Origin of the sequence: Aquimarina hainanensis (genome assembly GCF_042684685.1) — a bacterium.
GTDB lineage: Bacteria > Bacteroidota > Bacteroidia > Flavobacteriales > Flavobacteriaceae > Aquimarina > Aquimarina hainanensis.
The window spans coordinates 163,346-186,123 of record NZ_JBHULX010000030.1 but is presented as its reverse complement, the minus strand read 5'-3'; the positions used below and the strand labels follow the sequence as shown (position 1 = coordinate 186,123).

General features: G+C 35.8%; 22 protein-coding genes. 17 read left to right on the top strand and 5 right to left on the bottom strand.

Going from position 1 to position 22,778, the window contains the following annotated elements; translation table 11 throughout:
* The first annotated feature begins 71 nt into the window (after positions 1-71).
* Positions 72-1,835 (top strand): M14 family metallopeptidase, encoded by a 1,764-nt coding sequence (locus tag ACFSTE_RS15145; RefSeq protein ID WP_378253721.1) that lies wholly within the window; start codon positions 72-74, stop codon positions 1,833-1,835.
* Here ACFSTE_RS15145 and ACFSTE_RS15140 read toward each other — a convergent pair.
* Complete coding sequence (locus ACFSTE_RS15140; RefSeq protein WP_378253719.1) at positions 1,827-2,423, bottom strand: NUDIX hydrolase; 597 nt, start codon at positions 2,421-2,423, stop codon at positions 1,827-1,829. The genes ACFSTE_RS15145 and ACFSTE_RS15140 overlap by 9 nt on opposite strands.
* Positions 2,424-2,430: 7 nt before the next feature.
* Here ACFSTE_RS15140 and pyrE point away from each other — a divergent pair, with 7 nt between their 5' ends.
* The gene (gene pyrE, locus ACFSTE_RS15135; protein ID WP_176027005.1) at positions 2,431-3,084 is read left to right on the top strand and encodes an orotate phosphoribosyltransferase; all 654 of its coding nucleotides are present in this window, start codon (positions 2,431-2,433) and stop codon (positions 3,082-3,084) included.
* The gene (locus ACFSTE_RS15130; protein WP_176027006.1) at positions 3,085-3,477 is read left to right on the top strand and encodes an SRPBCC family protein; all 393 of its coding nucleotides are present in this window, start codon (positions 3,085-3,087) and stop codon (positions 3,475-3,477) included.
* Here ACFSTE_RS15130 and ACFSTE_RS15125 read toward each other — a convergent pair whose 3' ends face one another.
* Positions 3,478-4,209 carry a biotin--[acetyl-CoA-carboxylase] ligase gene (locus tag ACFSTE_RS15125; protein WP_378253716.1) on the bottom strand — a complete coding sequence of 244 codons (732 nt, stop codon included), beginning with the start codon at positions 4,207-4,209 and terminating at the stop codon, positions 3,478-3,480.
* A gap of 90 nt (positions 4,210-4,299) precedes the next feature.
* On the opposite strand from ACFSTE_RS15125, the gene rsfS reads away from it, so the two are divergent.
* From rsfS to ACFSTE_RS15095, 6 genes are all read left to right on the top strand, one after another.
* On the top strand, positions 4,300-4,671 hold the full coding sequence (gene rsfS / locus ACFSTE_RS15120) for a ribosome silencing factor (protein WP_176027008.1): 372 nt from the start codon (positions 4,300-4,302) through the stop codon (positions 4,669-4,671).
* Between the two features lie 18 nt (positions 4,672-4,689).
* Positions 4,690-6,642, top strand: coding sequence for an ATP-dependent zinc metalloprotease FtsH (gene ftsH / locus ACFSTE_RS15115; RefSeq protein WP_176027009.1), 1,953 nt, complete (start codon positions 4,690-4,692; stop codon positions 6,640-6,642).
* 118 nt (positions 6,643-6,760) lie between these two features.
* On the top strand, positions 6,761-7,372 hold the full coding sequence (locus ACFSTE_RS15110) for an LUD domain-containing protein (RefSeq protein ID WP_176027010.1): 612 nt from the start codon (positions 6,761-6,763) through the stop codon (positions 7,370-7,372).
* A gap of 1 nt (position 7,373) precedes the next feature.
* Positions 7,374-8,177 (top strand): phosphatidate cytidylyltransferase, encoded by an 804-nt coding sequence (locus tag ACFSTE_RS15105; protein WP_176027011.1) that lies wholly within the window; start codon positions 7,374-7,376, stop codon positions 8,175-8,177.
* Complete coding sequence (locus tag ACFSTE_RS15100; RefSeq protein ID WP_176027012.1) at positions 8,167-8,814, top strand: phosphatidylserine decarboxylase family protein; 648 nt, start codon at positions 8,167-8,169, stop codon at positions 8,812-8,814. Before ACFSTE_RS15105 ends, ACFSTE_RS15100 begins: the two co-directional genes overlap by 11 nt.
* 5 nt (positions 8,815-8,819) lie before the next feature.
* Positions 8,820-9,095 (top strand): acyl-CoA-binding protein, encoded by a 276-nt coding sequence (locus ACFSTE_RS15095; protein WP_176027013.1) that lies wholly within the window; start codon positions 8,820-8,822, stop codon positions 9,093-9,095.
* Between the two features lie 362 nt (positions 9,096-9,457).
* On the opposite strand, the gene ACFSTE_RS15090 is transcribed toward ACFSTE_RS15095, so the two are convergent.
* A complete protein-coding gene (locus tag ACFSTE_RS15090; RefSeq protein ID WP_378253711.1) occupies positions 9,458-12,091 on the bottom strand; it encodes a valine--tRNA ligase in 2,634 nt (877 codons plus the stop codon).
* Between the two features lie 126 nt (positions 12,092-12,217).
* Between ACFSTE_RS15090 and ACFSTE_RS15085 the strand changes: the two genes are divergently transcribed.
* Positions 12,218-12,598: a DUF1573 domain-containing protein gene (locus ACFSTE_RS15085; RefSeq protein WP_176027015.1), complete on the top strand. Its 381-nt coding sequence runs from the start codon at positions 12,218-12,220 to the stop codon at positions 12,596-12,598.
* Between the two features lie 88 nt (positions 12,599-12,686).
* Here ACFSTE_RS15085 and ACFSTE_RS15080 read toward each other — a convergent pair whose 3' ends face one another.
* Positions 12,687-14,060 (bottom strand): aspartyl protease family protein, encoded by a 1,374-nt coding sequence (locus ACFSTE_RS15080; protein ID WP_176027016.1) that lies wholly within the window; start codon positions 14,058-14,060, stop codon positions 12,687-12,689.
* Between the two features lie 100 nt (positions 14,061-14,160).
* Here ACFSTE_RS15080 and ACFSTE_RS15075 point away from each other — a divergent pair, with 100 nt between their 5' ends.
* The 7 genes from ACFSTE_RS15075 (at position 14,161) to ACFSTE_RS15045 (ending at position 21,629) form a co-directional block, all read left to right on the top strand.
* Complete coding sequence (locus tag ACFSTE_RS15075) at positions 14,161-15,387, top strand: pyridoxal phosphate-dependent aminotransferase (RefSeq protein WP_378253709.1); 1,227 nt, start codon at positions 14,161-14,163, stop codon at positions 15,385-15,387.
* Positions 15,350-16,357, top strand: coding sequence for a UDP-N-acetylmuramate dehydrogenase (gene murB / locus ACFSTE_RS15070; RefSeq protein WP_378258880.1), 1,008 nt, complete (start codon positions 15,350-15,352; stop codon positions 16,355-16,357). Before ACFSTE_RS15075 ends, murB begins: the two co-directional genes overlap by 38 nt.
* A gap of 116 nt (positions 16,358-16,473) precedes the next feature.
* Entirely contained in the window at positions 16,474-16,680 is a 207-nt protein-coding gene (locus tag ACFSTE_RS15065; RefSeq protein WP_176027018.1) for a membrane or secreted protein, read from the top strand.
* Between the two features lie 31 nt (positions 16,681-16,711).
* Positions 16,712-17,281 carry an RNA polymerase sigma factor gene (locus ACFSTE_RS15060; protein ID WP_254884068.1) on the top strand — a complete coding sequence of 190 codons (570 nt, stop codon included), beginning with the start codon at positions 16,712-16,714 and terminating at the stop codon, positions 17,279-17,281.
* A gap of 192 nt (positions 17,282-17,473) precedes the next feature.
* Positions 17,474-18,346 (top strand): lipoyl synthase, encoded by an 873-nt coding sequence (gene lipA / locus ACFSTE_RS15055; protein ID WP_176027019.1) that lies wholly within the window; start codon positions 17,474-17,476, stop codon positions 18,344-18,346.
* Between the two features lie 33 nt (positions 18,347-18,379).
* Complete coding sequence (gene gap, locus ACFSTE_RS15050; protein ID WP_378253705.1) at positions 18,380-19,384, top strand: type I glyceraldehyde-3-phosphate dehydrogenase; 1,005 nt, start codon at positions 18,380-18,382, stop codon at positions 19,382-19,384.
* A gap of 28 nt (positions 19,385-19,412) precedes the next feature.
* Positions 19,413-21,629 carry a response regulator gene (locus tag ACFSTE_RS15045; RefSeq protein ID WP_378253703.1) on the top strand — a complete coding sequence of 739 codons (2,217 nt, stop codon included), beginning with the start codon at positions 19,413-19,415 and terminating at the stop codon, positions 21,627-21,629.
* A gap of 105 nt (positions 21,630-21,734) precedes the next feature.
* On the opposite strand, the gene lpxK is transcribed toward ACFSTE_RS15045, so the two are convergent.
* Positions 21,735-22,745, bottom strand: coding sequence for a tetraacyldisaccharide 4'-kinase (lpxK, locus tag ACFSTE_RS15040; protein ID WP_378253701.1), 1,011 nt, complete (start codon positions 22,743-22,745; stop codon positions 21,735-21,737).
* Positions 22,746-22,778: the final 33 nt, after the last annotated feature.

Here is a 22,778-nt window from a genome sequence, read left to right as displayed (position 1 = left end):
AAAACATACCCTATAAAACGAATTTAGACGAATTCCATCGGGGATTGTAAAAAAACACTAAAAACAAACTGATGAAATATACTTTTACATTTTTCCAGTATACGACGCTTTTAATACTGTTACTTCTTACATCCTGTACAACGACTACAAATTCAGAAAAAAAAGATATTGATTTTACAACTACTTTTGAGAAAAGCAAAGGAACAGAAACTCCAACATATCAAGAAGTCATTTCATATTATAAGAAATTAGCCGATGCGTATCCACAAATTCACCTGCAAGAAATCGGAATGACCGATAGTGGTTTTCCACTTCATGTAATTAGTCTTCACGATAGTAACGAAACTCGTTTTGACCAGTTACGAAAAACGAAAAGAATTCTACTTATCAATAATGGAATTCATCCTGGAGAGAGTGATGGAATCGATGCTACCATACTGCTATACAGAGACATTGTTCAGGGAAAAATTCCATTTCCTAAGCATACCGCCTTAGTTACCATTCCTATTTATAATATAGGGGGGTCTCTGAACAGAAATTCTACCTCCCGTACGAATCAAAACGGTCCTAAATCCTATGGGTTCAGAGGTAATGCCAGAAATTTTGATCTCAATAGGGATTTTATCAAAAATGACACTAAGAACTCACAGGCTTTTAGCGAAGTATTTCACCTGGTACAACCGGATGTTTTTATTGACAATCACGTGAGTAACGGGGCTGATTACCAATACACCCTCACTCACCTGTTCACACAACACAATAAATTGGGAGGTCCATTAGGCACCTATCTACATCAAGAAATACAACCTACACTAACGTCCCTACTGGAAGAAAAAAAATGGGACATCACTCCTTATGTCAATGTATGGGGACAAACTCCAGACAAGGGGTTTACCCAGTTTATGGATCATCCGAGATATTCTACAGGTTATACCACTTTATGGAATACATTGGGAATGATGATCGAAACCCATATGCTTAAACCCTATAAACAACGTGTAGAAGGTACTTATGAATTGATGAAGTCGATGATTGATATCATAGAAAACGATCCTAAAAAAATCAAACAATTACGAGAACAGGCTTTTTCGTACTTTGACAAACAGACTACTTACCCTATCCAATGGAAAATAGATACGACCCGTCATAGTACATTTCTGTTCAAAGGCTATGAAGGAAAACGAATTCCCAGCACACTTACACAAGGTACTCGATTAAAATATTACCGAGAGCAACCCTATCAAAAAGAAATAACATATCGCGATTACTTTATCCCTTCCAAACAAGTAACCATTCCTGCATTTTATGTCATTCCTCAGGGATGGTGGAGAATAACGGATGCTCTAAAGAGAAATCAGGTTGCGTACCAACGTCTTTCCAAAGATACTACCATAACTGTAGAAACCTATAAGATACAATCTTATAAAACACGGAATTCTCCCTATGAAGGACATTACCTTCATTATGACACTCAGGTAAGCAAAAAAGAAAACACCATGACTTTTAGAAAAGGAGATTATCTGATTCCTACAGCTCAAAAAGCCATAAGATATATCATAGAGGTATTAGAACCTGAAGCTCCTGATTCATTTTTTAATTGGAACTACCTGGATACGATTCTCCAACAAAAAGAAGGATTCTCTCCTTATGTTTGGGAAGACAAAGCTATCGAACTATTAGAAAAACATCCTGAACTAAAAGCGCGATTTATTGAAAAACAAAAAGACACTTCTTTTAGAAAAAACAGTTATCGTCAGCTAGACTGGCTTCATAAACAATCTAGCAACTATGAAAAAGCACATATGAAGTATCCTATATATCGTATTTTACGATAAATAATCCTGAGAAAAAAGCATTTTAATGTTCGCATATGAATCTTTTAATGCTTTTTTTGTCTTTTTTCTATTTTTCCACTTTACTTTATGGATGTCCTCTTCTATCTGAGGAGTTAATGTACCATTAAAAGCTGTTTTCATCTCAAACCAATAAGTAACTTTTAATCGGAATTCTCCATTTCGTTTAAAAACATGAAATGTTTTGTATAAAAACTTAGTTACCTCTAATCCGGTCACACCAGTTTCTTCTTCCACTTCTCTGATAGCAGCCGTTTCTATATCTTCTTTTCGTTCTGCTTTTCCTTTAGGCAAATCCCATTTACCATTGCGATGAATAAAAAGAACCTCATTCTTAGCATTATACACTTTGCCTCCTCCTGCATAGACTACAGGTAATTTGGTATACAAATGTGCCAGCAGGCGTTCTTCTTTTTTATGATATAAATGATATTTCTTATCTGGATTTTGGATAAGATCTTCAATGATCTTTAAAAAATCCACTTCTTTTATAGGAAACGTCTGACAATCTGCTACAGACTTTTTAGTAGATAGAATAATTGGGGCGTTATTCACAAAAACTTTATACATTTGCACTATGATTTTTGATAAAAATACAGCAAAAAAAACAGCTGAATTATTGCTGCAAATTAATGCAATTAAATTACAACCGCAAGAACCTTTTACATGGGCTTCTGGTTGGAAATCTCCTATTTATTGCGACAATCGTATAACACTTTCATACCCTATTATCAGAAACTATCTGAGAGAGCATCTCGCTAAGTTTATCGAAGACGAGTATGGAAAGCCTGATGTAATCGCCGGAGTTGCTACCGGGGCGATTGGTATCGGAATGTTAGTCGCGGAACAACTAAACCTTCCTTTTATCTATGTGAGACCAGAAGCTAAAAAACACGGTCGCAAAAACCAGATCGAAGGGATCGTTCCCGAAGGAAAAAATGTAGTGGTGGTGGAAGATTTAATTAGTACAGGAAAAAGCAGTCTTAATGCAGTCAAGGCGTTGAAAGAAGTAAATGCCAATGTAAAAGGAATGATCGCCATTTTTAACTATGGTTTTGAAATTGCTAATCAGAACTTCGAAGAAGCATCTCTGCCGCTTCATACACTAAGCAACTATGAGAACCTTCTGGAACAGGCACTGGATACCAATTACATCACAGAGGAACAATTAAACACCCTGCAAGGATGGAGAACTAACCCTTCTGAATGGGAACCACAAATCAAAATTTAAATGAATCTAGAAAGCAATACTATTACTATAAATAAATCTCCGGAAGAGGTTTTTGAATTTTTGACTAAGGTTGAAAACTTTGAGCAAATCATGCCTGAGAGCAAACAAAATTTTGAAAAAATAAACGATTCCAGATTTCTTTTTCAATTAAAAGGAATGCCGGAAATTGTTTTAGAACAAAAAGAAAGTACCCCTTCTTCGCAAGTAGTACTTGGTGCGGCAAGCGATAAGCTTCCTTTTACTCTTACAGCTGATATCACTCCTTTGGAAGACGGAAAAAGCAGTACTAAACTAACCTTCGAAGGAAAATTCAATGCCATGATGGCAATGATGATAAAGAATCCGATCCAGAACTTTATCAACACACTTAGTGAGAACCTGGGTAAATTGTAATCAATATAATAATTGAAGCTCTTTAAGGTCAAATTCTCCTATAATTTCATCTTCCAAGAGCACCTGTAGTTTTCCTTGTTGTGTAACACTCTGGATAATTCCAACAAAAGAATCTCCCTCTCTGTCTTTGAACATAGAGGGTTTGTTTTTTCTAAACAAACATTTTTCATATTCTTGTTTCAACGACATAAAACCTGACACATCAAATGCAGCGAAGCGTTTTTCTAAAGCATACAAAAAAGAATGTAATACCTCTTCTACATTAAAATTTCTACCTGACAACATCGATAAAGAAGCTGCCCTTGGAAGATTTTCGAAATTTTTCTGATTCACATTAATCCCTACTCCGATAATAACACCAGTTAACCTGCCATTATTAACAATATTTTCTATTAAAATACCACATATTTTATATTTATCTGACAGAATGTCGTTTGGCCATTTGATTGACAATTTAGGTATCATGAATGTTTGCAACGCATCAAACACCGATAATGATACTAGCATTGAGATATAAAATTGATCCGAAGCTTCTATTTTCTGAATCGGCATAAAAACGCTACAGGTAAGATTTTCACCGGGATTACTCACCCATGAAGCTCCTAACTGTCCTTTCCCTGCCGTTTGCTCCCTGGCTAATACACAGACTTTTTCCACTAATTTGTCCTCTCTATTTAACCCTCTTAGAAATGAATTTGTAGAATCAATGGCATCAACTTTGATTATATGCATAAAAAAATAGTGTAAAGTTTTATAATTGTCTGCCAATACAGACAGGTAAAAACGAAAAAAATAATAACTTTACACAAATTAAAAAAATGCATGATTAAAAAAGAAATTAGTACTGACCAATTAATAACTCAAATCATTAAAGGGATTGAAGAAGTTAAAGGAAGTGATATTAGCATTTTAGATTTACGAGAAATAGAAAACACTGTTTGTGAATATTTTATCATCTGCAACGGTACTTCGAACACCCAGGTTAATGCCATTGTGAACTCTGTACAAAAAACAGTAAGCAAATCTTTAAAAGATAAACCTTGGCATGTAGAGGGTAGTGATAATGCGGAGTGGGTTTTAATTGATTACGTCAATGTAGTGGTTCATGTTTTTCAAAAACACATTAGAGAGTTCTATGACATAGAGGGATTATGGGGAGATGCGAAGACTACTACAATAAATACAAATTTTTAAAAAAAGAAAGAGCGGTAAATGGCTAAAGAGAGTAAAAAACTAGAACCAAACAAAAAACCTAAGTTTAATGCTTACTGGATATATGCTATTATCATTGTTGGATTTTTAGCATTGAATTTTTTAGGAAGTAACGGTTGGGGAGCTGCCCCAAAAACCACTCCTTCCGATTTTCAGAAATACCTCAGCAATGGAGAAGTAGAACGAGTTGTTATTCTCAACCGAAGAGAAGCAAAGGTATTCCTTACCAACGAAGCAAAAGCACAAGAAAAACACACTAAAAAAAGAAGTAAATCTTTATTATCATCCGGATTAAATGAGCCTGATTATCAATTCGAATTTGGAGATCTTCAAAATTTCGAAAATGAAATCCAGCGAATTAAAACAGAAAACGGATTATCGACTCAAGTAATTTACGACACCGAAAGCAATGTATGGGGAGACATTTTAGTAACACTACTTCCCTTTGCACTTATCATTGGAGTATGGGTATTTATCATGCGTAGAATGAGTGGTGGTGCTGGAGGTGGTGCCGGAGGGCAGATTTTCAATATTGGGAAATCAAAAGCAAAACTTTTTGATCAAAATACAGATGTCAAAGTTTCTTTTGAGAATGTAGCCGGACTAGAAGGTGCTAAAGAAGAAGTACAAGAAATCGTAGATTTTCTTAAAAACCCTGAAAAATACACCTCATTAGGAGGTAAAATCCCTAAGGGGGCTCTTCTTGTAGGCCCTCCAGGAACCGGAAAAACCTTATTAGCAAAAGCAGTAGCAGGAGAAGCCAAAGTACCTTTCTTCTCTCTTTCAGGATCTGATTTTGTAGAAATGTTTGTGGGAGTTGGAGCCTCTCGTGTTAGAGACCTTTTCAAACAAGCCAAGGAAAAATCCCCAGCCATAATATTTATCGATGAGATTGATGCCATTGGTAGGGCTCGTGGAAAAAGTAATTTCTCCGGATCAAATGACGAACGAGAAAACACCCTGAATCAGCTCCTAACTGAAATGGACGGTTTTGGCACGAATACCAATGTAATTGTAATTGCTGCTACTAACAGAGCTGATGTATTAGACAAAGCCCTGATGAGAGCTGGACGTTTTGACAGACAAATATTTGTAGACCTGCCTGATATCAGAGAACGAAAAGAAATTTTCGAAGTTCACCTAAAACCTTTAAAAAAGGTAGAAAATGAATTAGATACCGATTTCATGGCCAAGCAGACCCCTGGATTCTCAGGAGCTGATATTGCTAATGTTTGTAATGAAGCAGCACTTATTGCTGCCAGAAAAGGAAACACAGCCGTAGGAAAACAAGATTTCTTAGATGCTGTGGACAGAATTGTTGGTGGTCTAGAAAAGAAAAACAAAATCATTACCCCAGAGGAGAAAAAAGCCATTGCTTTTCACGAAGCAGGTCATGCCACTGTTAGCTGGATGTTAGAACATGCTGCTCCCCTGGTAAAAGTAACTATTGTACCTAGAGGACAATCATTAGGAGCTGCCTGGTACTTACCAGAAGAACGTCTTATTGTACGACCAGGTCAAATGCTGGATGAGATGTGCGCAACACTGGGAGGACGTGCTGCAGAAAAAGTCATCTTTAATAAGATATCTACCGGAGCATTAAGCGACCTGGAAAAAGTAACCAAACAAGCAAGAGCAATGGTTACTATATATGGACTAAATGATAAGATAGGAAATATCACCTATTACGATTCTTCGGGTCAAAATGAATACGGATTTACTAAACCTTATAGCGAACAGACCAGTGAGCTTATCGATAAAGAAATCTCCAATATCATTGAAGAACAGTATCAACGTGCAATAAAACTGTTAGAAGAACACAAAGACAAGCTAACAGAATTAGCAGAAGTACTACTAGAAAAAGAAGTAATTTTTAAAGATAACCTGGAAGAAATCTTCGGAAAACGCCCTTTCGAAAAGGAAAAAGAAGAAACAACTGAAGACCCTTCATAGAAGTTTTTACTTGTTTTATCGTTTTAATTAAAAAAATCTTAACCTAACAAGAATATTAGGTTAAGATTTTTTTATCTTTGAACGTTTTGTAAAATCAAAGTAAGCAACCCCAATAAAAATGAGTCTATTTAGAAGATTATTTTCCTCAAAATCTAAATCAGACCAGAAGAAGAAAGATCAGCAAATTGATGATCGCAGTAAATACATGCCCGAAATCGACCTACCTGTAGATGAGAGCTTTATGCTTAATTTCAGGAAGAATGGAGGTAAGTTTCTTTATTGCGATAATGAAAATGAGATTCTGGATTCTTTTGACAATATCCTATTAGAGAATGATTGGTATGAAAAAAAAGTATTTTGTATAGAAAAAGGATTGGAACAAAAATTTTCAGGGTATAATTTAGAATTTACAAAAAACACCTCATCCTCTTTTTTCCTAGCTACTTGCGAATACTTGATTGCCGACACTGGTGCTATCCTGTTTTCTTCCAATCAGCTCGGAGAAAAGAAAATAACCGAACTTCCTGACAATTTTGTTATCCTTGCCGGAACAAGCCAGCTTGTACAAAATATAGGCGAAGGATTAAAAGGAATAAAAGAAAAAAACAAGAATGCCATACCAACCAATATCACTACCATCAAAAACTTTGAAACCCAAAAAGAAAAAGACTTCTTAAGCTACGGAAGTACATCAAAAAATCTATATTTGCTCCTGCTGGAAGACTTATAACATGAAGGAAATAATAACAAGGTCTTTATCTGGGTTTTTGTATATCCTTATATTGCTCCTATCCATTTTTATCTCTAGATACACCTTTATAGGCGTATTTTTTATTTTTGGAATTTTAAGCTTATACGAATTCCAGAAACTGATTCGCTATAATAAAATATGGCTCTATTTTCTATTTGCTTTTTTAATGTTGCTATTCAACAGCATTACCCTTCCTGATTATGTAGTACTCACTATACTATTACTGACAATAGCTACTGAAATTTTATTGATCAGGGACTTAATAAGCATACGGATTATTCCGATGTTCGAAAAAAAGAAATACCTAACAAGTATATTTTATCTAATAACCTCAATTATATTTTTAACCCAAATACCAATCTATAACAACAAGTATGAACCCATGATTATGGCGGGCTCTTTCTTTTTGATCTGGACCAATGATACATTCGCATATTTAGTCGGTAAAAACTTTGGAAAACACAAATTACTGGAACGCATTTCCCCTAAAAAAACAATAGAAGGTTTTATTGGTGGGCTTGTCTTCTCTCTACTGGCAGGATATTTAATTGCTACCTTTACAGAAACATTATCAACCGGAATTTGGTTGATTATAAGTGTAATTATGAGTATTTTTGGTTCTCTTGGAGATCTGATTCAGTCTAAGTTCAAAAGACAGGCTGGAGTAAAAGACAGCGGAGCAATTATGCCGGGACATGGAGGGATGTTTGATCGTCTGGACAGCATTATATTCGCCAGTCCTTTTTTATACTTGTTTTTACAAATTCTAAATTATGTTTCATAAAGAAGGCTATAAAATCATATCCATATCAATTGTCTTATTCTTAGGAATTAATCTTGCATCATATGTAGCATTACAAATAAGAGAATGGCAAGTAGCGATCCTGATTGTTACATTGATATTTTTATTTCTAATTCTTCAATTTTTTAGAAATCCAAAAAGAACAACAAAAGTAAATGACCTTTCTGTTGTATCTCCTGTTGATGGAAAAGTAGTTGTTATCGAAGAAGTTTTTGAAAAAGAGTATTTTCAGGAAAAAAGACTTCAAGTCTCTGTTTTTATGTCGCCAATCAATGTCCATGTTACCCGACACCCTATTAACGGAGACGTTTTATTCAGCAAGTATCATCCAGGAAAATACTTAGTTGCATGGCACCCTAAAGCTTCTGAAGAAAATGAGCGAACTACAGTAGTTGTAAAAAACGATCATATTGATGTTTTATATCGTCAGATTGCCGGAGCACTAGCCAAACGTATTGTCAACTATGCTGTAGAAGGAGAAAAAGTCACACAAGGTAGCGACAGTGGTTTCATTAAATTTGGCTCCAGAGTAGATTTATATCTGCCCATAGGCACCAAACTCAATGTATCACTCAATGAAAAAGTAAGAGGGGGCGAGAGTATTATCGCTAGTTTATAATTTATATGACGGAAGAAGAGAAAATAGATATTGAATTCAAAGAAGCATTCAGAAGGGCATCAAACACAAAAATACAATTACCGCCTGATATCATGCTTCACTTTTATGCATATTACAAACAAGCAAGCTTATCACAGGGCATGGGCATGCACTCCCCTTCTGGTAACAGCGAACTGAGAAATGCCTTTAAATTAAATGCGTTATTTCAGGTAAAACACCTCAGCGTAAAAGAAGCAAAATTAAAATATATAGAATTAGTCAATAAATACATCATTGACTGATTTAAAAGCATAAAAAAAGAGACTGAATACAACACACTTCAGTCTCTTACAATCAATCAATTTGTCGAAGACATACTAAAAAAAGTATTTGAAAACAAAGATTATCCCGAGAGCTATTAAAGCTTCTCGTATAGATTTTCTTATTTTATCCTAATAATGTTTTAACCAAAAAAACTGGCGTAAAAGATTATAAACCTTTATAAAACATTCTGTTACAAATATACAACCCACCCTATCTTACAATAGAATTTTTGCTGTTATATATTGGTTAAATTCCCAGTCAAGCTTTAACATTTTTTAAACAAAAAAGTTCGAAAAGCAAATACTTTCCGAACTTTATATAATCATTTTATGTTACTCTATTAGCTCTTTAGGCTAGCTAAACTCGATTTCAGTGTTTCTATTTTAGCTTCTGCATCCGCCTGTTTCTTACGCTCAACTTCAATTACTTTTTCAGGTGCATTATTAACGAATCGTTCATTCTGTAACTTCTTTTGTACAGATTTCAAAAACCCTTCAGTATACGCCAATTCTTCGCTCAACTTCTTTATTTCTTCATCTACATTAATCGCTCCTGACATGGGTACAAAATACTCATTAGATTTTACTCGGAAAGAAAGTGCTTTCTCTACCTTATCATCTACATAAGATATCGCAGAAATATTCCCCAGTTTAGCAATAACCGCATCAAATGCCGTACTAAACTTCTCATGATTCAATACTGACATCTCAATCTGCTCTTTAAAAGAAATATTCTTTTCCTTTCTTATTGTCCGAATTTCTGACACTACAGCTGCTGCGATTTCAAATTGCGCAATCAATTCCTTATTAACAGCCCTTTCTTTAGGCCATTCTGCTATAATTAACGCCTCTTCTTTGGTTCTATCCGAGATTTGATGCCATAATTCTTCTGAAATAAATGGCACAAATGGGTGAAGTATTTTTAGGTTTTCCTCTAACACTGCAATAACTTCCTTATATGTTTTCCCGTCGATTGGACTACCATATGCCGGTTTAATCATTTCCAGTAACCAACTACAGAAATCATCCCATACTAACTTATACGTAGTCATCAGCGCATCACTGATACGATACTTAGCATAACTATCCTCTAATTCCCTTAAGGCTTGCTGGAATCTGGAACGATACCACTCAAGTGCTATTCCTGAAGCTTCTGGCTGAGGAATCGTTTCATCTATCTCCCATCCCTTTATCAACCTAAAAGCATTCCATATTTTATTTACAAAACCACTTCCCTGCTTACACAACTCTTCATCAAACATCAGGTCATTTCCTGCCGGAGAACTCAATAACATCCCTACGCGAATACCATCTGCTCCATAACGATCAATCAAATCTAACGGATCCGGAGAATTCCCTAAGGATTTAGACATTTTACGTCTCTTCTTATCCCTAACAATCCCAGTCAGGTAAACATTGGTAAATGGTTTTTCTTTTCGATATTCATACCCCGCTATAATCATTCTTGCTACCCAGAAAAACAAAATCTCTGGAGCTGTAACCAAATCATTCGTCGGATAGTAATACTTAATTTCTTCATTATCCGGTTCCAGTATTCCATTAAATACACTCATTGGCCATAACCATGAAGAGAACCAAGTATCTAATGCATCAGGATCCTGAGTTAAGTCTGCATCTGACAAATCATTATTTCCTGATTTTTCTTTTGCCAACTTTAACGCTTCCTCTCTGGTTTCTGCTACTACAAAATCCTCTTTCCCTGTTCCGAAGTAATATGCAGGAATCTGATGTCCCCACCACAATTGTCTCGAAATATTCCAATCCCGCACATTCTCCATCCAGTAACGATATGTATTGACGAACTTCTCAGGAACCAGGTTTACCTCTTTATCCAATACTGCAGTAAGTGCTGGTGCTGCCAGATCTTTCATTTTTAAGAACCACTGATCACTTAACTTAGGTTCGATTACTGCCTTGGTACGCTCACTTGTCCCTACTTTATTAAGGTGTGTTTCTACTTTTTCCAGTGCTCCGATTGCTTCCAGCTCCTTTACAATCTCTTTGCGAACTACAAAACGATCTTTTCCTTCATAATGCAGTCCATTCGCATTGAGTGTCGCATCATCATTAAAAATATCGATCACTTCTAACTGATGCTTATCTCCCAGTACCTTATCATTCTGATCATGAGCAGGAGTCACTTTCAGACACCCTGTACCAAACTCCATATCTACATATTCATCTTCTATAACAGGAATTGCTCTTCCTACAACTGGAATAATCGCCTTCTTTCCTTTTAGGTGTGCAAATCGCTCATCGTTAGGATTGATACATATAGCTGTATCTCCCATGATAGTCTCTGGACGAGTAGTCGCAATTGTCAACGTTTCTTCACTCCCTTCCAGCTTGTATTTCAAATAATATAAATTCCCTTGTTTTTCTTCATAAATCACTTCTTCATCCGACAAGGTGGTCTTGGCCTGTGGATCCCAATTCACCATTCGATATCCTCTATAAATCAATCCTTTATTATATAAGTCTACAAAAACTTTTATAACAGAAGCGGATAAATTATCATCCATAGTAAAAGCCGTTCGCTCCCAATCACATGAAGCTCCCAGTTTTTTTAGCTGTTCTAATATAATTCCTCCATGTTTATGCGTCCACTCCCAGGCATGTTTCAAGAATTCTTCTCTGGTCAGGTCGCTTTTATTAATCCCTTCTTCTTTCAGCTTAGCTACCACTTTTGCTTCTGTAGCAATAGAAGCATGATCAGTCCCCGGAACCCAGCACGCATTATACCCTTTCAGACGCGCACGCCTGATAAGAACATCCTGAATTGTATTATTAAGCATATGCCCCATATGTAGCACTCCCGTGACATTCGGAGGAGGAATGACTATCGTATACGCCTCTCTATCATCAACTTCTGAATGAAAATAATTATTTTCCATCCAATAGTTATACCATTTATCTTCTACTGATTTTGAGTCATATTTGCCTGATGAAGCCATACTTTGGTCTGATTTTTGATTTTTAAAGTGCAAAAGTAATTATTATAAACGACAACAGGAAAGCCTTTTTAGGTTTTGAAGTTGCATAAAAAGTAACTACATTTACAAACAATAAAAACCTACACTATGAAAAATATAATGATGATTTTATTTGTTGCTTTATTAGGTACAACAATAAATGCACAAGAAGCCAAAGCGCAAATAAAATTCAAAACAGATGTTATCGATTATGGTGAAATAGAAGCTGGAAGCGATGGTATTCGCGAATTTGAATTCACAAATACAGGAAGCGCTCCTCTTATTATCTCCAGAGTATACTCTAGTTGTGGTTGTACTATTCCTGAAAAACCAAAGGACCCTATCGCTCCTGGAGACAATGGTGTCATCAAAGTAAAATACGACACAAAAAGAGTAGGTCCTATCAGAAAGACTATTACGGTTTATTCTAATGCAGAAGAATCCACAAAAGCTATAAAAATAAAAGGAACTGTACTCGCTAAGAAATAAAATTATTTTTAAGAAAACATAAAGAAGAGAAGAACCTATCAGTTCTTATAAAAAAAAGCACCGATTTTATCGGTGCTTTTTTTTATTGCTATATTACTTTTTTAAGACGAAATGTATATGTCAGCTCCACTCCTAATCGTTCTATTCTTAACCGAATTTTCTTCCCTTCTTTGGAATAAAACAGATCATTAAGGTCCGATAACTTATACTCATCTGCATTTTTACCGTTAATCGCCAGTAAGACATCCCCCTTCTTCAAACCAACTGCTGCTGCTGAAGAACCTTTCCGCACATCAACCACTTCATATTGTTTTGCCAGGCTATAATGAAAATTAGATTTGTATTCTGTAAAACTCACCATATCTCCTTCTTCTTTTCCACCTCTTGTTTCAAAGCTAAAAGAAACCGCCGATTTAGAATTTCTCAGCTGTTTTTGTACCCGAACACCGGTATGCTGTATCGTCAGACCACTCATATTATAGTAAAATGGTCTTTTGAAATACTTATTCTTTTTGAACCTGATTTTCTTATCCGGGTAATTAACAACAACATTAAATCTTTTCAACACACCTCCCCCCAGAGACCCCTGTCTTCTAAGTTTAGAAACTCCCCGAATATATAAGGAATCAGGAAAAGATGTCGTTACATTTTTAATTTTAAAATCCCCGATACGCAATCCTTCTACCTTTGTTTTCTTCCCATAGATATCTCCGTTAAACCCTTTTCCCAGGAAATCAACAAAAGAATTTTGAGGAATTCTGATGTTTTTTTTTGCATTCTCAAACAACCAAAGTGCAGAGCCCGAACCGGAATCCATCAATAAATTAAGATCCACCAGTCCCGTCGATGATTCATATCGTGCTTTGACATATGGTCGTTTACCATTATTAAAGTCCAAAACAGTATCATAGCATTTTTTACACTTTTTATATGTATAGGACTCCGGATTGTATACTTTCAATATTTTTGAGGCATAATTAACCTCTATCACAAAATTTTTAAAAAAGTCATATCCTATAATACCATGCACAGGAAACCCCATTCTAGAAGATAAATCAATACTATCATCAAACACCATATAAACCGTATGATTTCGACTTAGAGAATTCCCTATTTTTAATTGATTATTCACCGATTTGATCCCTTCCAGAGCATCTCCCCCTCCCAATCCTCTAAGTTTAATTTTAGAAATATTTTTCAGTTCTAAATATTTTTTGTTTTCCAGACTAAAAATAATAGTCGTTCCTACTCCTGTATCCAATACAAAAGATAATTTCTCTCCATTTAGCTCTACAGGAATCACAATCAAATTATTAGCAAGTTCAAATTTTATCTTGTCTTTTGTTAACTCCGAATCAAGCAAAAAACCTCTTTGTGAAAAAAGGAGAGATGTAAAAAAGAAAAAAAGAGTCAGTAATTTATAGGTCAAAAATTGATAATTTTCTTTGGGCATCGTATTCATTACAATGAATATAATAATTTACTTCAATTTTTAGCACAATAGTGCGCTATTTTTTAAAAATTTTAAGAAATTAGCGGCTATTTATTTTTAGATAAGACCAATGCCAATAGTATCGAGTAAAGGAAAAGCAATGCCGGAGTCGCCAATTCGAAAATTGGTTCCTTTTGCCGAAAAGGCAGAAAAAGAAGGCAAGCATATTTTTAGGTTGAACATCGGACAACCAGACATTAAAACCCCCATAGAAGCATTAAACGCTGTACGAAATCATACAGTAGAGGTTCTTAGCTATAGTCATTCGGCCGGGTTTAGAAGTTTCAGAGAAAAACTGGCTGCTTATTACTCCAAACACCAGATCGCGATCACTGCTGATAATGTACTGATCACAACAGGAGGAAGTGAAGCCCTTATATTTACTATGGGAAGCATTACTGATCCCGGAGATGAAATCATTGTCCCCGAACCTTTTTATGCTAATTACTACAGCTTTTCTACACAGTCCTCTGTAACAGTAGTTCCTGTTATTTCCTCTTTAGAGAATGGGTTTAACCTTCCTGATATAGAAGAATTCGAAAAGTTAATTACTCCAAAAACAAAAGCAATCTTAATCTGTAATCCCGGAAATCCAACAGGATACCTATACAGTAAAGAAGAAATCAAAAAATTAGCAGACTTAGCCATAAAGTACGATCTGTTTTTGATCTCCGATGAAGTATACAGGGAATTTGTATATGACGATTCTAAACACTACTCTATATTACAAGACAATCGACTAGCGCAACATGCAATTGTAGTCGATTCCGTTTCCAAAAGATACAGTATGTGCGGAGCTAGAATCGGTTGCCTGATCAGTAAAAACAAAGATGTAATTGACACGGCTATGAAGTTTGCTCAGGCACGATTAAGCCCTCCGACATTTGCGCAAATAGCAAGTGAGGCCGCACTGGATGCCCCAGCGTCTTATTACACGGAAACCATTGCAAAATACAAAGCGAGAAGAGATACTCTTGTAGAAGGATTGCAAAACATTCCCGGGGTTAAGGTAAGTATTCCTGACGGTGCCTTCTATTGCATTGCAGAATTACCTGTAGAAGATGCTGAACATTTCTCTAAATGGCTATTAGATAAATTCCATATTGACAACCAAACTGTTATGCTCGCTCCAGCTGCCGGGTTTTATTCCAGTAGAGACAAGGGGAAAAACCAGGTACGAATAGCCTATGTACTCAACAGAAGAGACTTATCACAAGCTACCAAAATATTACAGTTAGCTTTAGAAAAATATCAAAATGATGAATATAGAATACAAGAAGTCCCTCAAAAAGTATAATACTTTTGGTATCGACGTTACAGCTTCTGAATTCATCTCAATACAATCAGAAGGAGAACTCATCGAAGTACTTAAGCTACAAAAACCATTTTTTGTCTTAAGTGGAGGCAGTAATATGTTACTTACAAAAAATATTGAAGCCCTGGTTATTCACATGAACAATAAGGGTATTTCTGTAGAAAACACTTCTGACACTAGTGTACAAATTAAAGCCATGGCAGGAGAGAACTGGCATGATTTTGTACAGTATTGCGTAACCAACGATTATGGAGGATTGGAAAACCTTTCCTTAATCCCCGGTTGTGTAGGGAGTGCTCCTATTCAGAATATAGGTGCTTATGGAGTAGAACTCAAAGATTCATTTATACGCTGTTCCGCTATTCATATCAAAACAAGAGAAAAACGTATATTCACTAAAGAAGAATGTATGTTCGGATACCGAAATTCCATTTTCAAAAACGATATAAAAGGACAGTATATTATCACTAGTGTTACCTTTGAACTAACCCACAAAACCCATACGATAAATACTAGTTACGGTGCCATCGAAAAAGAACTGTCAAAAAATGAGATCAAGCAGCCCACGATTAGAGATATCGCCAATGCCGTTATCGCTATTCGCAAAAGCAAGCTTCCGGACCCAAAAGAAATTGGGAACAGCGGCAGTTTCTTTAAAAACCCTGTTATCCCAACCAAACTTTTTACAGAGATCAAAGCACAATATCCTGAAATCCCATCCTACCCTGTCGATGATCAAACCACCAAAGTTCCTGCTGGATGGCTTATAGAACAATGTGGTTTTAAAGGCAAGCGATGGGGAGATGCCGGAATTCATAAAAATCAGGCACTGGTATTGGTCAACTACGGAAATGCTACTGGAAAAGAAATAGTAGAAATTTCCCGCTCCATTCAAAAAGAAGTAGCTGACAAGTTTAATATCGTTCTGGAAACAGAAGTCAATATTATATAAATCAGCTCCACTTTCTGTGTTTAAAATTGTATCCCTGAAAGCGTTAATTTCAGTCGTGATATAGAACATCGTACATATTCTTTGTATCTTTGCACTTATTGTTATTACTTTATTAAATGAAATTACTTTTTCTTACCATTGGGATCTTACTAATTGCCTTTGCTGGAATTGCTATAAAAATCTGGGCTAAAAAAGATGGGAAATTTGCAGGAACATGCGCTAGTCAAAGCCCGTTTTTAAACAAAGAAGGAGAATCCTGTTCTTTATGTGGTAAAACTCCGGATCAATACGCCTCTTGTGATGATGCTGGTCACAGCAAATAATCCGCAAAAAATATTTCTGAAACACAGATCATTGAAAAAAGAATCCTTAACACTGTTAGATCACATACAAAAAGCCAAAGAAGGAAAACAAACATCTTTTAATTATTTGTTGGATACTTTTTGGAACGATGTATACAATTTCCAGTTACAACGAGTAAGGAATGAATACGAAGCAGAAGATATCTCTATCCAGAGTTTCTCCAGAGCTTTTGATAAAATTCACACTTTTAAAGAGGAGTATAGTTTTAAAACCTGGTTAATTCAGATTAGCAAGAACATTCATATTGATTTGCTTCGCAAAAAAAATGCCTCCATTCAGACCAAAACAACGAATGAAGTAGGAGAAGCAGTCTATAAAATTGCAGATGACACCCCTACCCCTGAAGATAAATTAATCACAGAACAAAACCTGGCACAACTACTACTATACATCAAACAACTAAAACCTCATTACCAACAAGTTATTAATTTGCGCTATTTTCAGGAGCTGAGCTACAAAGAGATTTCAAGCACATTAAATGAACCAATTAACAATGTTAAGGTAAAACTTCTCAGAGCAAGAAAATTATTGGCCGAAATCATTAAATCTCCAAAAAAATAACCCTTCCCTGCTACTCTTTTTATCAGTCACTTATTAACATACCCCAGATCACAAAACATCGAAATATCAAATTCTTACATATTAAGAATCATTATAAAAAAAAGAAAAAAACAGATAAAAAAGCGATGGATGACCAATAGCACTCTATAAATCCATGCGATCTTTGTATTTTTGTAAAAAATAATTGCTTATATGAATACAGCTGTTACTTCAGTGAAACCACCTAAAGGAAAACCTAAATGGCTACGTGTTAAACTTCCTACAGGAAAGAAATACACAGAGCTCCGTGGTTTGGTGGACAAATACAAGCTTCACACCATCTGTACTTCCGGTAGTTGCCCGAATATGGGAGAGTGCTGGAGTGAAGGGACAGCCACATTCATGATCCTGGGAAATATATGTACTCGTTCCTGTGGTTTTTGCGGAGTAAAAACCGGAAGACCTGAAACTGTTGATTGGGAAGAACCGGAAAAAGTAGCCCGATCTATAAAGCTGATGAATATCAAACATGCAGTGATTACCTCTGTAGACAGAGATGATCTTGCTGATGGAGGATCCATTATCTGGGCAGAAACAATTCAGGCAATCCGAAGAATGAATCCCAATACAACATTAGAAACATTAATCCCGGATTTTCAAGGAAAACACAAAAACATAAATCGAATTATTGCTGTAAAACCCGAAGTTGTTTCTCATAATATGGAAACCGTAAAACGACTTACCAGAGAGGTTCGAATACAAGCAAAATACGAACAAAGTTTAGCAGTTTTAAAATACTTAAAAGATAGCGGAATCAACAGAACCAAGAGCGGAATCATGCTTGGATTAGGAGAGAAAGAAGAAGAAGTTATCCAAACATTAGAAGACTTAAGGGCTGTAAACCTGGATATTGTTACTATTGGTCAGTATTTACAACCTAGTAAAAAACACCTTCCTGTTAAGCAATTCATTACACCAGATCAGTTTAAGAAATACGAAGAAATTGGATTAAAAATGGGGTTCAGACATGTAGAAAGCAGCGCCTTGGTTCGCTCATCTTACAGAGCACAAAAGCACCTGACATAATTCTTTTTCGAAAAAAAATCACATCGCGATACCATGAGTACTTCCATACGAATTGCAATTAATGGATTCGGTAGAATTGGTAGAAATTTATTCCGACTTCTTTTAGACCACCCTACTATTCAGGTAGTAGCCATTAATGACTTAGCCGACACTAAAACACTTAGTCACCTATTAAAATACGATAGTATTCACGGTATCTTACCCGGCACTATATCGCATACAGAAAATACTATTGTAGTAAATGACCATGCTTTTCCTTTATTAAACGAAAAAGAACCAGCTTCCTGTAACTGGAAGAAATACGATGTTGATATTGTCATCGAAGCCACCGGGAAGTTCAAAAACAAGCAACAAGCAGAGAAGCACCTACTTGCCGGCGCTAAAAAAGTAATTCTTTCTGCCCCACCTATTGATGATAGTATTAAGACTGTTGCTCTTGGTGTCAATGATCATATATTAGACGGTACGGAAACAATTATATCCAATGCTTCTTGTACCACTAACAATGCTGCCCCTATGATCCGGGTAATAAAAGAATTATGCGGAATAGAGCAAGCGTATATCACCACTGTTCACAGTTACACTACAGATCAAAGCCTACACGATCAGCCACACAAAGACTTAAGACGTGCCAGAGCTGCTGGACAATCTATTGTCCCTACTACTACGGGAGCCGCAAAAGCATTAACTAAAATTTTTCCGGATTTGAGCAGTGTTATCGGAGGCTGTGGAATCAGAGTCCCTGTCCCGGACGGATCTCTTACCGATATCACCTTTAATGTAAAAAAAGAAATTTCTATAGAAGAAATTAATGACGCTTTTAAAAAAGCTTCCAAAACATACCTGAAAGGAATTCTCGATTACACAGAAGACCCTATTGTATCTATTGATATCATAGGAAACTCACATTCTTGCGTGTTTGATTCACAGATGACCTCTGTTATTGACAACATGGTAAAAATCATCGGATGGTACGATAATGAAATAGGATATAGCAACAGAATCATCGATTTAATTCTAAAGATTAACAAGAATTAACTATATTAGTTGAGTTATTCAAAGAAAAATGCCTGTCTTAACTAAACATTTTGTCTTTATTATCGTTCTATTATTCTGCCCCAAAACCCCTTCCTTTTGTAAGGATAATCTGGCTAATAATAAGATAAAAGACTCCTTAGATTTACATCTAAAAAACGCATCTTATTCCATAAACAGAACAAGAGCTGACCAAGCGATCTCCTATATTATATCTGCTAAAAAACTAGCTATCAGAGATCAGGACAGAAAATCATTCGCAAAAATAAATCACGTTCTGGGACAACTATATTATCGGCTGGGTAATTATCAGAAAGCAGAAGAGCAAGTACTCACTGCTATAAAAATACAGGAAAAAGAAAAAGACGAACCCGCATTAGCTGTGTCATATAATACCTACGCATCACTTCATATTACCTTACAAGAATATGAAGATGCTAAAAAAATGTTAAACAAAGCATCTGAGTTAGAAAATAAACATTCCAATCCATTACTGCGGTCTGCGATATATCTCAATTCAGGGTTGCTCGCCCGAAAAAGAAAAAATACTCCCGAAGCACTCAAGCATTTCAATGAAGGAATCGCAATAAGTACCACAGAGGATTACAATAAAAATCTGCTACTACTAAACAAAGCACTCACTGAGATTGATCTAAACCAATTAGACAGTGCCTTTCTTACCAATACGGCAGCATTAGAAATTAGTAAAAAATCAGATTGGAAAGAACTGGCAGCTTACGCTCATAAAACATTTAGTATTTTACACGAGCTACAAGGAGACTCCATAACCTCCCTAGCACATCTAAAATCATATTTACAAATCTCAGATTCCTTAAGCACTCTAAAGAACAATTTTATCACCAATGAGATCAGTACACATCTCAGTCTTAATGATAATAATATAACGATAGAAGAACTTACAGAAGAAAACATACAACAACAACGAACATTAAAACTGGGGCGACTAACTACTATTTTGAGCATTGCTCTTATCACTATCTTATCACTTCTAACACTCTCTCTTTATAAAAACAACAACCTTAGAGCAAGAGCGAATGAATTACTGCAAAACAAAAATGCAGAATTACTACTTGCCAAAGAGAATGCAGAACGAGCCAGTGAAGCTAAAGTTCAGTTTTTATCAACCATAACTCATGAATTGCGGACTCCATTATATGCGGTAACCGGATTGACACATTTACTATTAGAAGAGAGTCCAACCCCAAATCAGAAAGAACATCTCAACTCATTAAAGTTCTCAGGAGAATACCTCCTATCGCTGATCAACAACATACTCGACCTAAACAAATTAGAAGCTAATAAAGTAGAAATAGAAAACATCTCGTTTAATCTCAAAAAGAGAATCAACGACGTCCTAATTGCATTAGGGAAATCCGCTAAAGACAGAAAAAACACCTTGCACTATCAGTTTGATGAGCAAATTCCTGCCCGATTAAAAGGAGACCCTCTAAAAGTATCACAAATACTGATCAATCTGATAGGTAACTCTATTAAATTTACACATAATGGAGATATCTGGATCCGCGTAAAGCTACTTAACAAACTAAAAAATAAAGTATTTCTTCATTTCGAAGTGGAAGATAACGGAGTAGGAATCTCTGAGAAAAAACAACATAGCATATTCGAAAACTTTACTCAGGGATCTATCCAGATCAACAGAAAGTTCGGAGGTACAGGACTCGGGCTTCCTATTGTAAAAAACCTGCTCAACCTGCTCAATAGCGATATTAAATTAGAAAGCGAATTAAACAAAGGGTCTAAATTCTCTTTTAACCTGGAGTTTGAAGCCTTGCAAAAACTCTCAAACACCCATAAAGAAGAAGCCAAACAAATTGACTACAACAAAATGGCTAACAAGCACATTTTAATCGTAGAAGACAATAAAATTAACCAGCTTATTACCCGAAAAATATTAGAAAAACATCAAATAAAATGCGATGTTGCCGATAACGGACATCTCGCTATAGAGAAGACAATCAAATCTGATTTTGATCTTATTCTGATGGATATTCATATGCCGGGGATTAGCGGAATAGAAGCAACAAAAAAGATAAGAACCTTTAATAAAGATATTCCGATCATTGCACTTACAGCTGTAACATTAGACGATAATCTCGATGAGTTCTTCACTAATGGGTTTAATGATATCATTCCTAAACCTTACAAAACGGATGAATTCTTTATAAAAATAAACAAAGCGCTCTCTAAAAAATATTCAGAAATATAATTATGGCATGATCATTGATGAAGTATATTTTGAAAATACTTTTTATGATTATTGATTTAGAGTTAGCCAAAAAAATGCACCTAAAATGAGACTTCTAACAAAGTCTCATTTTTTTTTCGCATAGTCTATAATCTCTTTTTCAAAATGTTCCTTATTTCCCAATAGCTCCATCTGAATTGGCTGATACCACAACTGCCCCTTTTCAAAACTCCCTTTTAATCGCATATAATCTTTTTCTGTAGTAACAAGGAGAGTTTCTTGTTTTAAGGCAGCTATTTCTTTATCTGTAAAATTATGGTGATCCGGGAATTTTTTATGTACAAACTTTAATCCCATACGCTCATAGTGCGCTACCAGAGGTGCAGGATTCGCTATTCCGGTAACTAGTGTAAACGATGTATCTTTCAACTCCTCCAGCAAAACAGACTTTTCTCCGGAGACTATCGAATGTTGATATGCAATAGTCGCAAAGAAAAGTTGCTGATCTGGTCGTAGCCTCATTCGCCTTTCGATTACTTGTTGTTCGTCAATTGTCAGCGCTTTCGGGCACTTGGTCACAACAATCATATTTGCTCTGTTTACTCCCGAAATCGGCTCTCGTAAGCTTCCTGTTGGCAATACAATATCATCCAGATATAAATCATAATACGCAGTCAATAAAATATAAAACCCTGCTTTCACCTTTCTATGCTGATACGCATCGTCCAGCAAAATTAATTCCGGTCTTGGATCCATCTTCCTCAAACTGGAAATACCATTTCTTCTATCCGCATCAACAGCAACCAATACTTCTTCGAACTTTGTTTTGAACTGCAATGGCTCATCCCCTACTTCCTCCGCTGTCGCATTTACAGTCACCAACTGAAAACCCGAAGTCTTTCGCTTATACCCTCTACTCAAGGTAGCTACCTGTAATGAATCTTTAAGCAAGTCCACAAGATATTCAACCATTGGTGATTTTCCTGTACCTCCTACACTGAGATTCCCTACAGCTATTACCGGAAAATCATAGGAAACAGCAGTAAAAACCCCTATATCATATAATTTATTACGCACCCAGGTAATAACATAATAAAACGGAACAATCGGCAATAGTAACTTTCTTAATACATTCATAGTTATAGATCCTCAGAATTATCAAAAACACAT

Bases quoted from the DNA above. Each gene is read 5' to 3' on its own strand.
- ACFSTE_RS15145 (WP_378253721.1), top strand. From the start codon at position 72: ATGAAATATACTTTTACATTTTTCCAGTATACGACGCTTTTAATACTG.
- ACFSTE_RS15140 (WP_378253719.1), bottom strand. From the start codon at position 2,423: ATGTATAAAGTTTTTGTGAATAACGCCCCAATTATTCTATCTACTAAA.
- pyrE (WP_176027005.1), top strand. From the start codon at position 2,431: ATGATTTTTGATAAAAATACAGCAAAAAAAACAGCTGAATTATTGCTG.
- ACFSTE_RS15130 (WP_176027006.1), top strand. From the start codon at position 3,085: ATGAATCTAGAAAGCAATACTATTACTATAAATAAATCTCCGGAAGAG.
- ACFSTE_RS15125 (WP_378253716.1), bottom strand. From the start codon at position 4,209: ATGCATATAATCAAAGTTGATGCCATTGATTCTACAAATTCATTTCTA.
- rsfS (WP_176027008.1), top strand. From the start codon at position 4,300: ATGATTAAAAAAGAAATTAGTACTGACCAATTAATAACTCAAATCATT.
- ftsH (WP_176027009.1), top strand. From the start codon at position 4,690: ATGGCTAAAGAGAGTAAAAAACTAGAACCAAACAAAAAACCTAAGTTT.
- ACFSTE_RS15110 (WP_176027010.1), top strand. From the start codon at position 6,761: ATGAGTCTATTTAGAAGATTATTTTCCTCAAAATCTAAATCAGACCAG.
- ACFSTE_RS15105 (WP_176027011.1), top strand. From the start codon at position 7,374: ATGAAGGAAATAATAACAAGGTCTTTATCTGGGTTTTTGTATATCCTT.
- ACFSTE_RS15100 (WP_176027012.1), top strand. From the start codon at position 8,167: ATGTTTCATAAAGAAGGCTATAAAATCATATCCATATCAATTGTCTTA.
- ACFSTE_RS15095 (WP_176027013.1), top strand. From the start codon at position 8,820: ATGACGGAAGAAGAGAAAATAGATATTGAATTCAAAGAAGCATTCAGA.
- ACFSTE_RS15090 (WP_378253711.1), bottom strand. From the start codon at position 12,091: ATGGCTTCATCAGGCAAATATGACTCAAAATCAGTAGAAGATAAATGG.
- ACFSTE_RS15085 (WP_176027015.1), top strand. From the start codon at position 12,218: ATGAAAAATATAATGATGATTTTATTTGTTGCTTTATTAGGTACAACA.
- ACFSTE_RS15080 (WP_176027016.1), bottom strand. From the start codon at position 14,060: ATGAATACGATGCCCAAAGAAAATTATCAATTTTTGACCTATAAATTA.
- ACFSTE_RS15075 (WP_378253709.1), top strand. From the start codon at position 14,161: ATGCCAATAGTATCGAGTAAAGGAAAAGCAATGCCGGAGTCGCCAATT.
- murB (WP_378258880.1), top strand. From the start codon at position 15,350: ATGAATATAGAATACAAGAAGTCCCTCAAAAAGTATAATACTTTTGGT.
- ACFSTE_RS15065 (WP_176027018.1), top strand. From the start codon at position 16,474: ATGAAATTACTTTTTCTTACCATTGGGATCTTACTAATTGCCTTTGCT.
- lipA (WP_176027019.1), top strand. From the start codon at position 17,474: ATGAATACAGCTGTTACTTCAGTGAAACCACCTAAAGGAAAACCTAAA.
- gap (WP_378253705.1), top strand. From the start codon at position 18,380: ATGAGTACTTCCATACGAATTGCAATTAATGGATTCGGTAGAATTGGT.
- ACFSTE_RS15045 (WP_378253703.1), top strand. From the start codon at position 19,413: ATGCCTGTCTTAACTAAACATTTTGTCTTTATTATCGTTCTATTATTC.
- lpxK (WP_378253701.1), bottom strand. From the start codon at position 22,745: ATGAATGTATTAAGAAAGTTACTATTGCCGATTGTTCCGTTTTATTAT.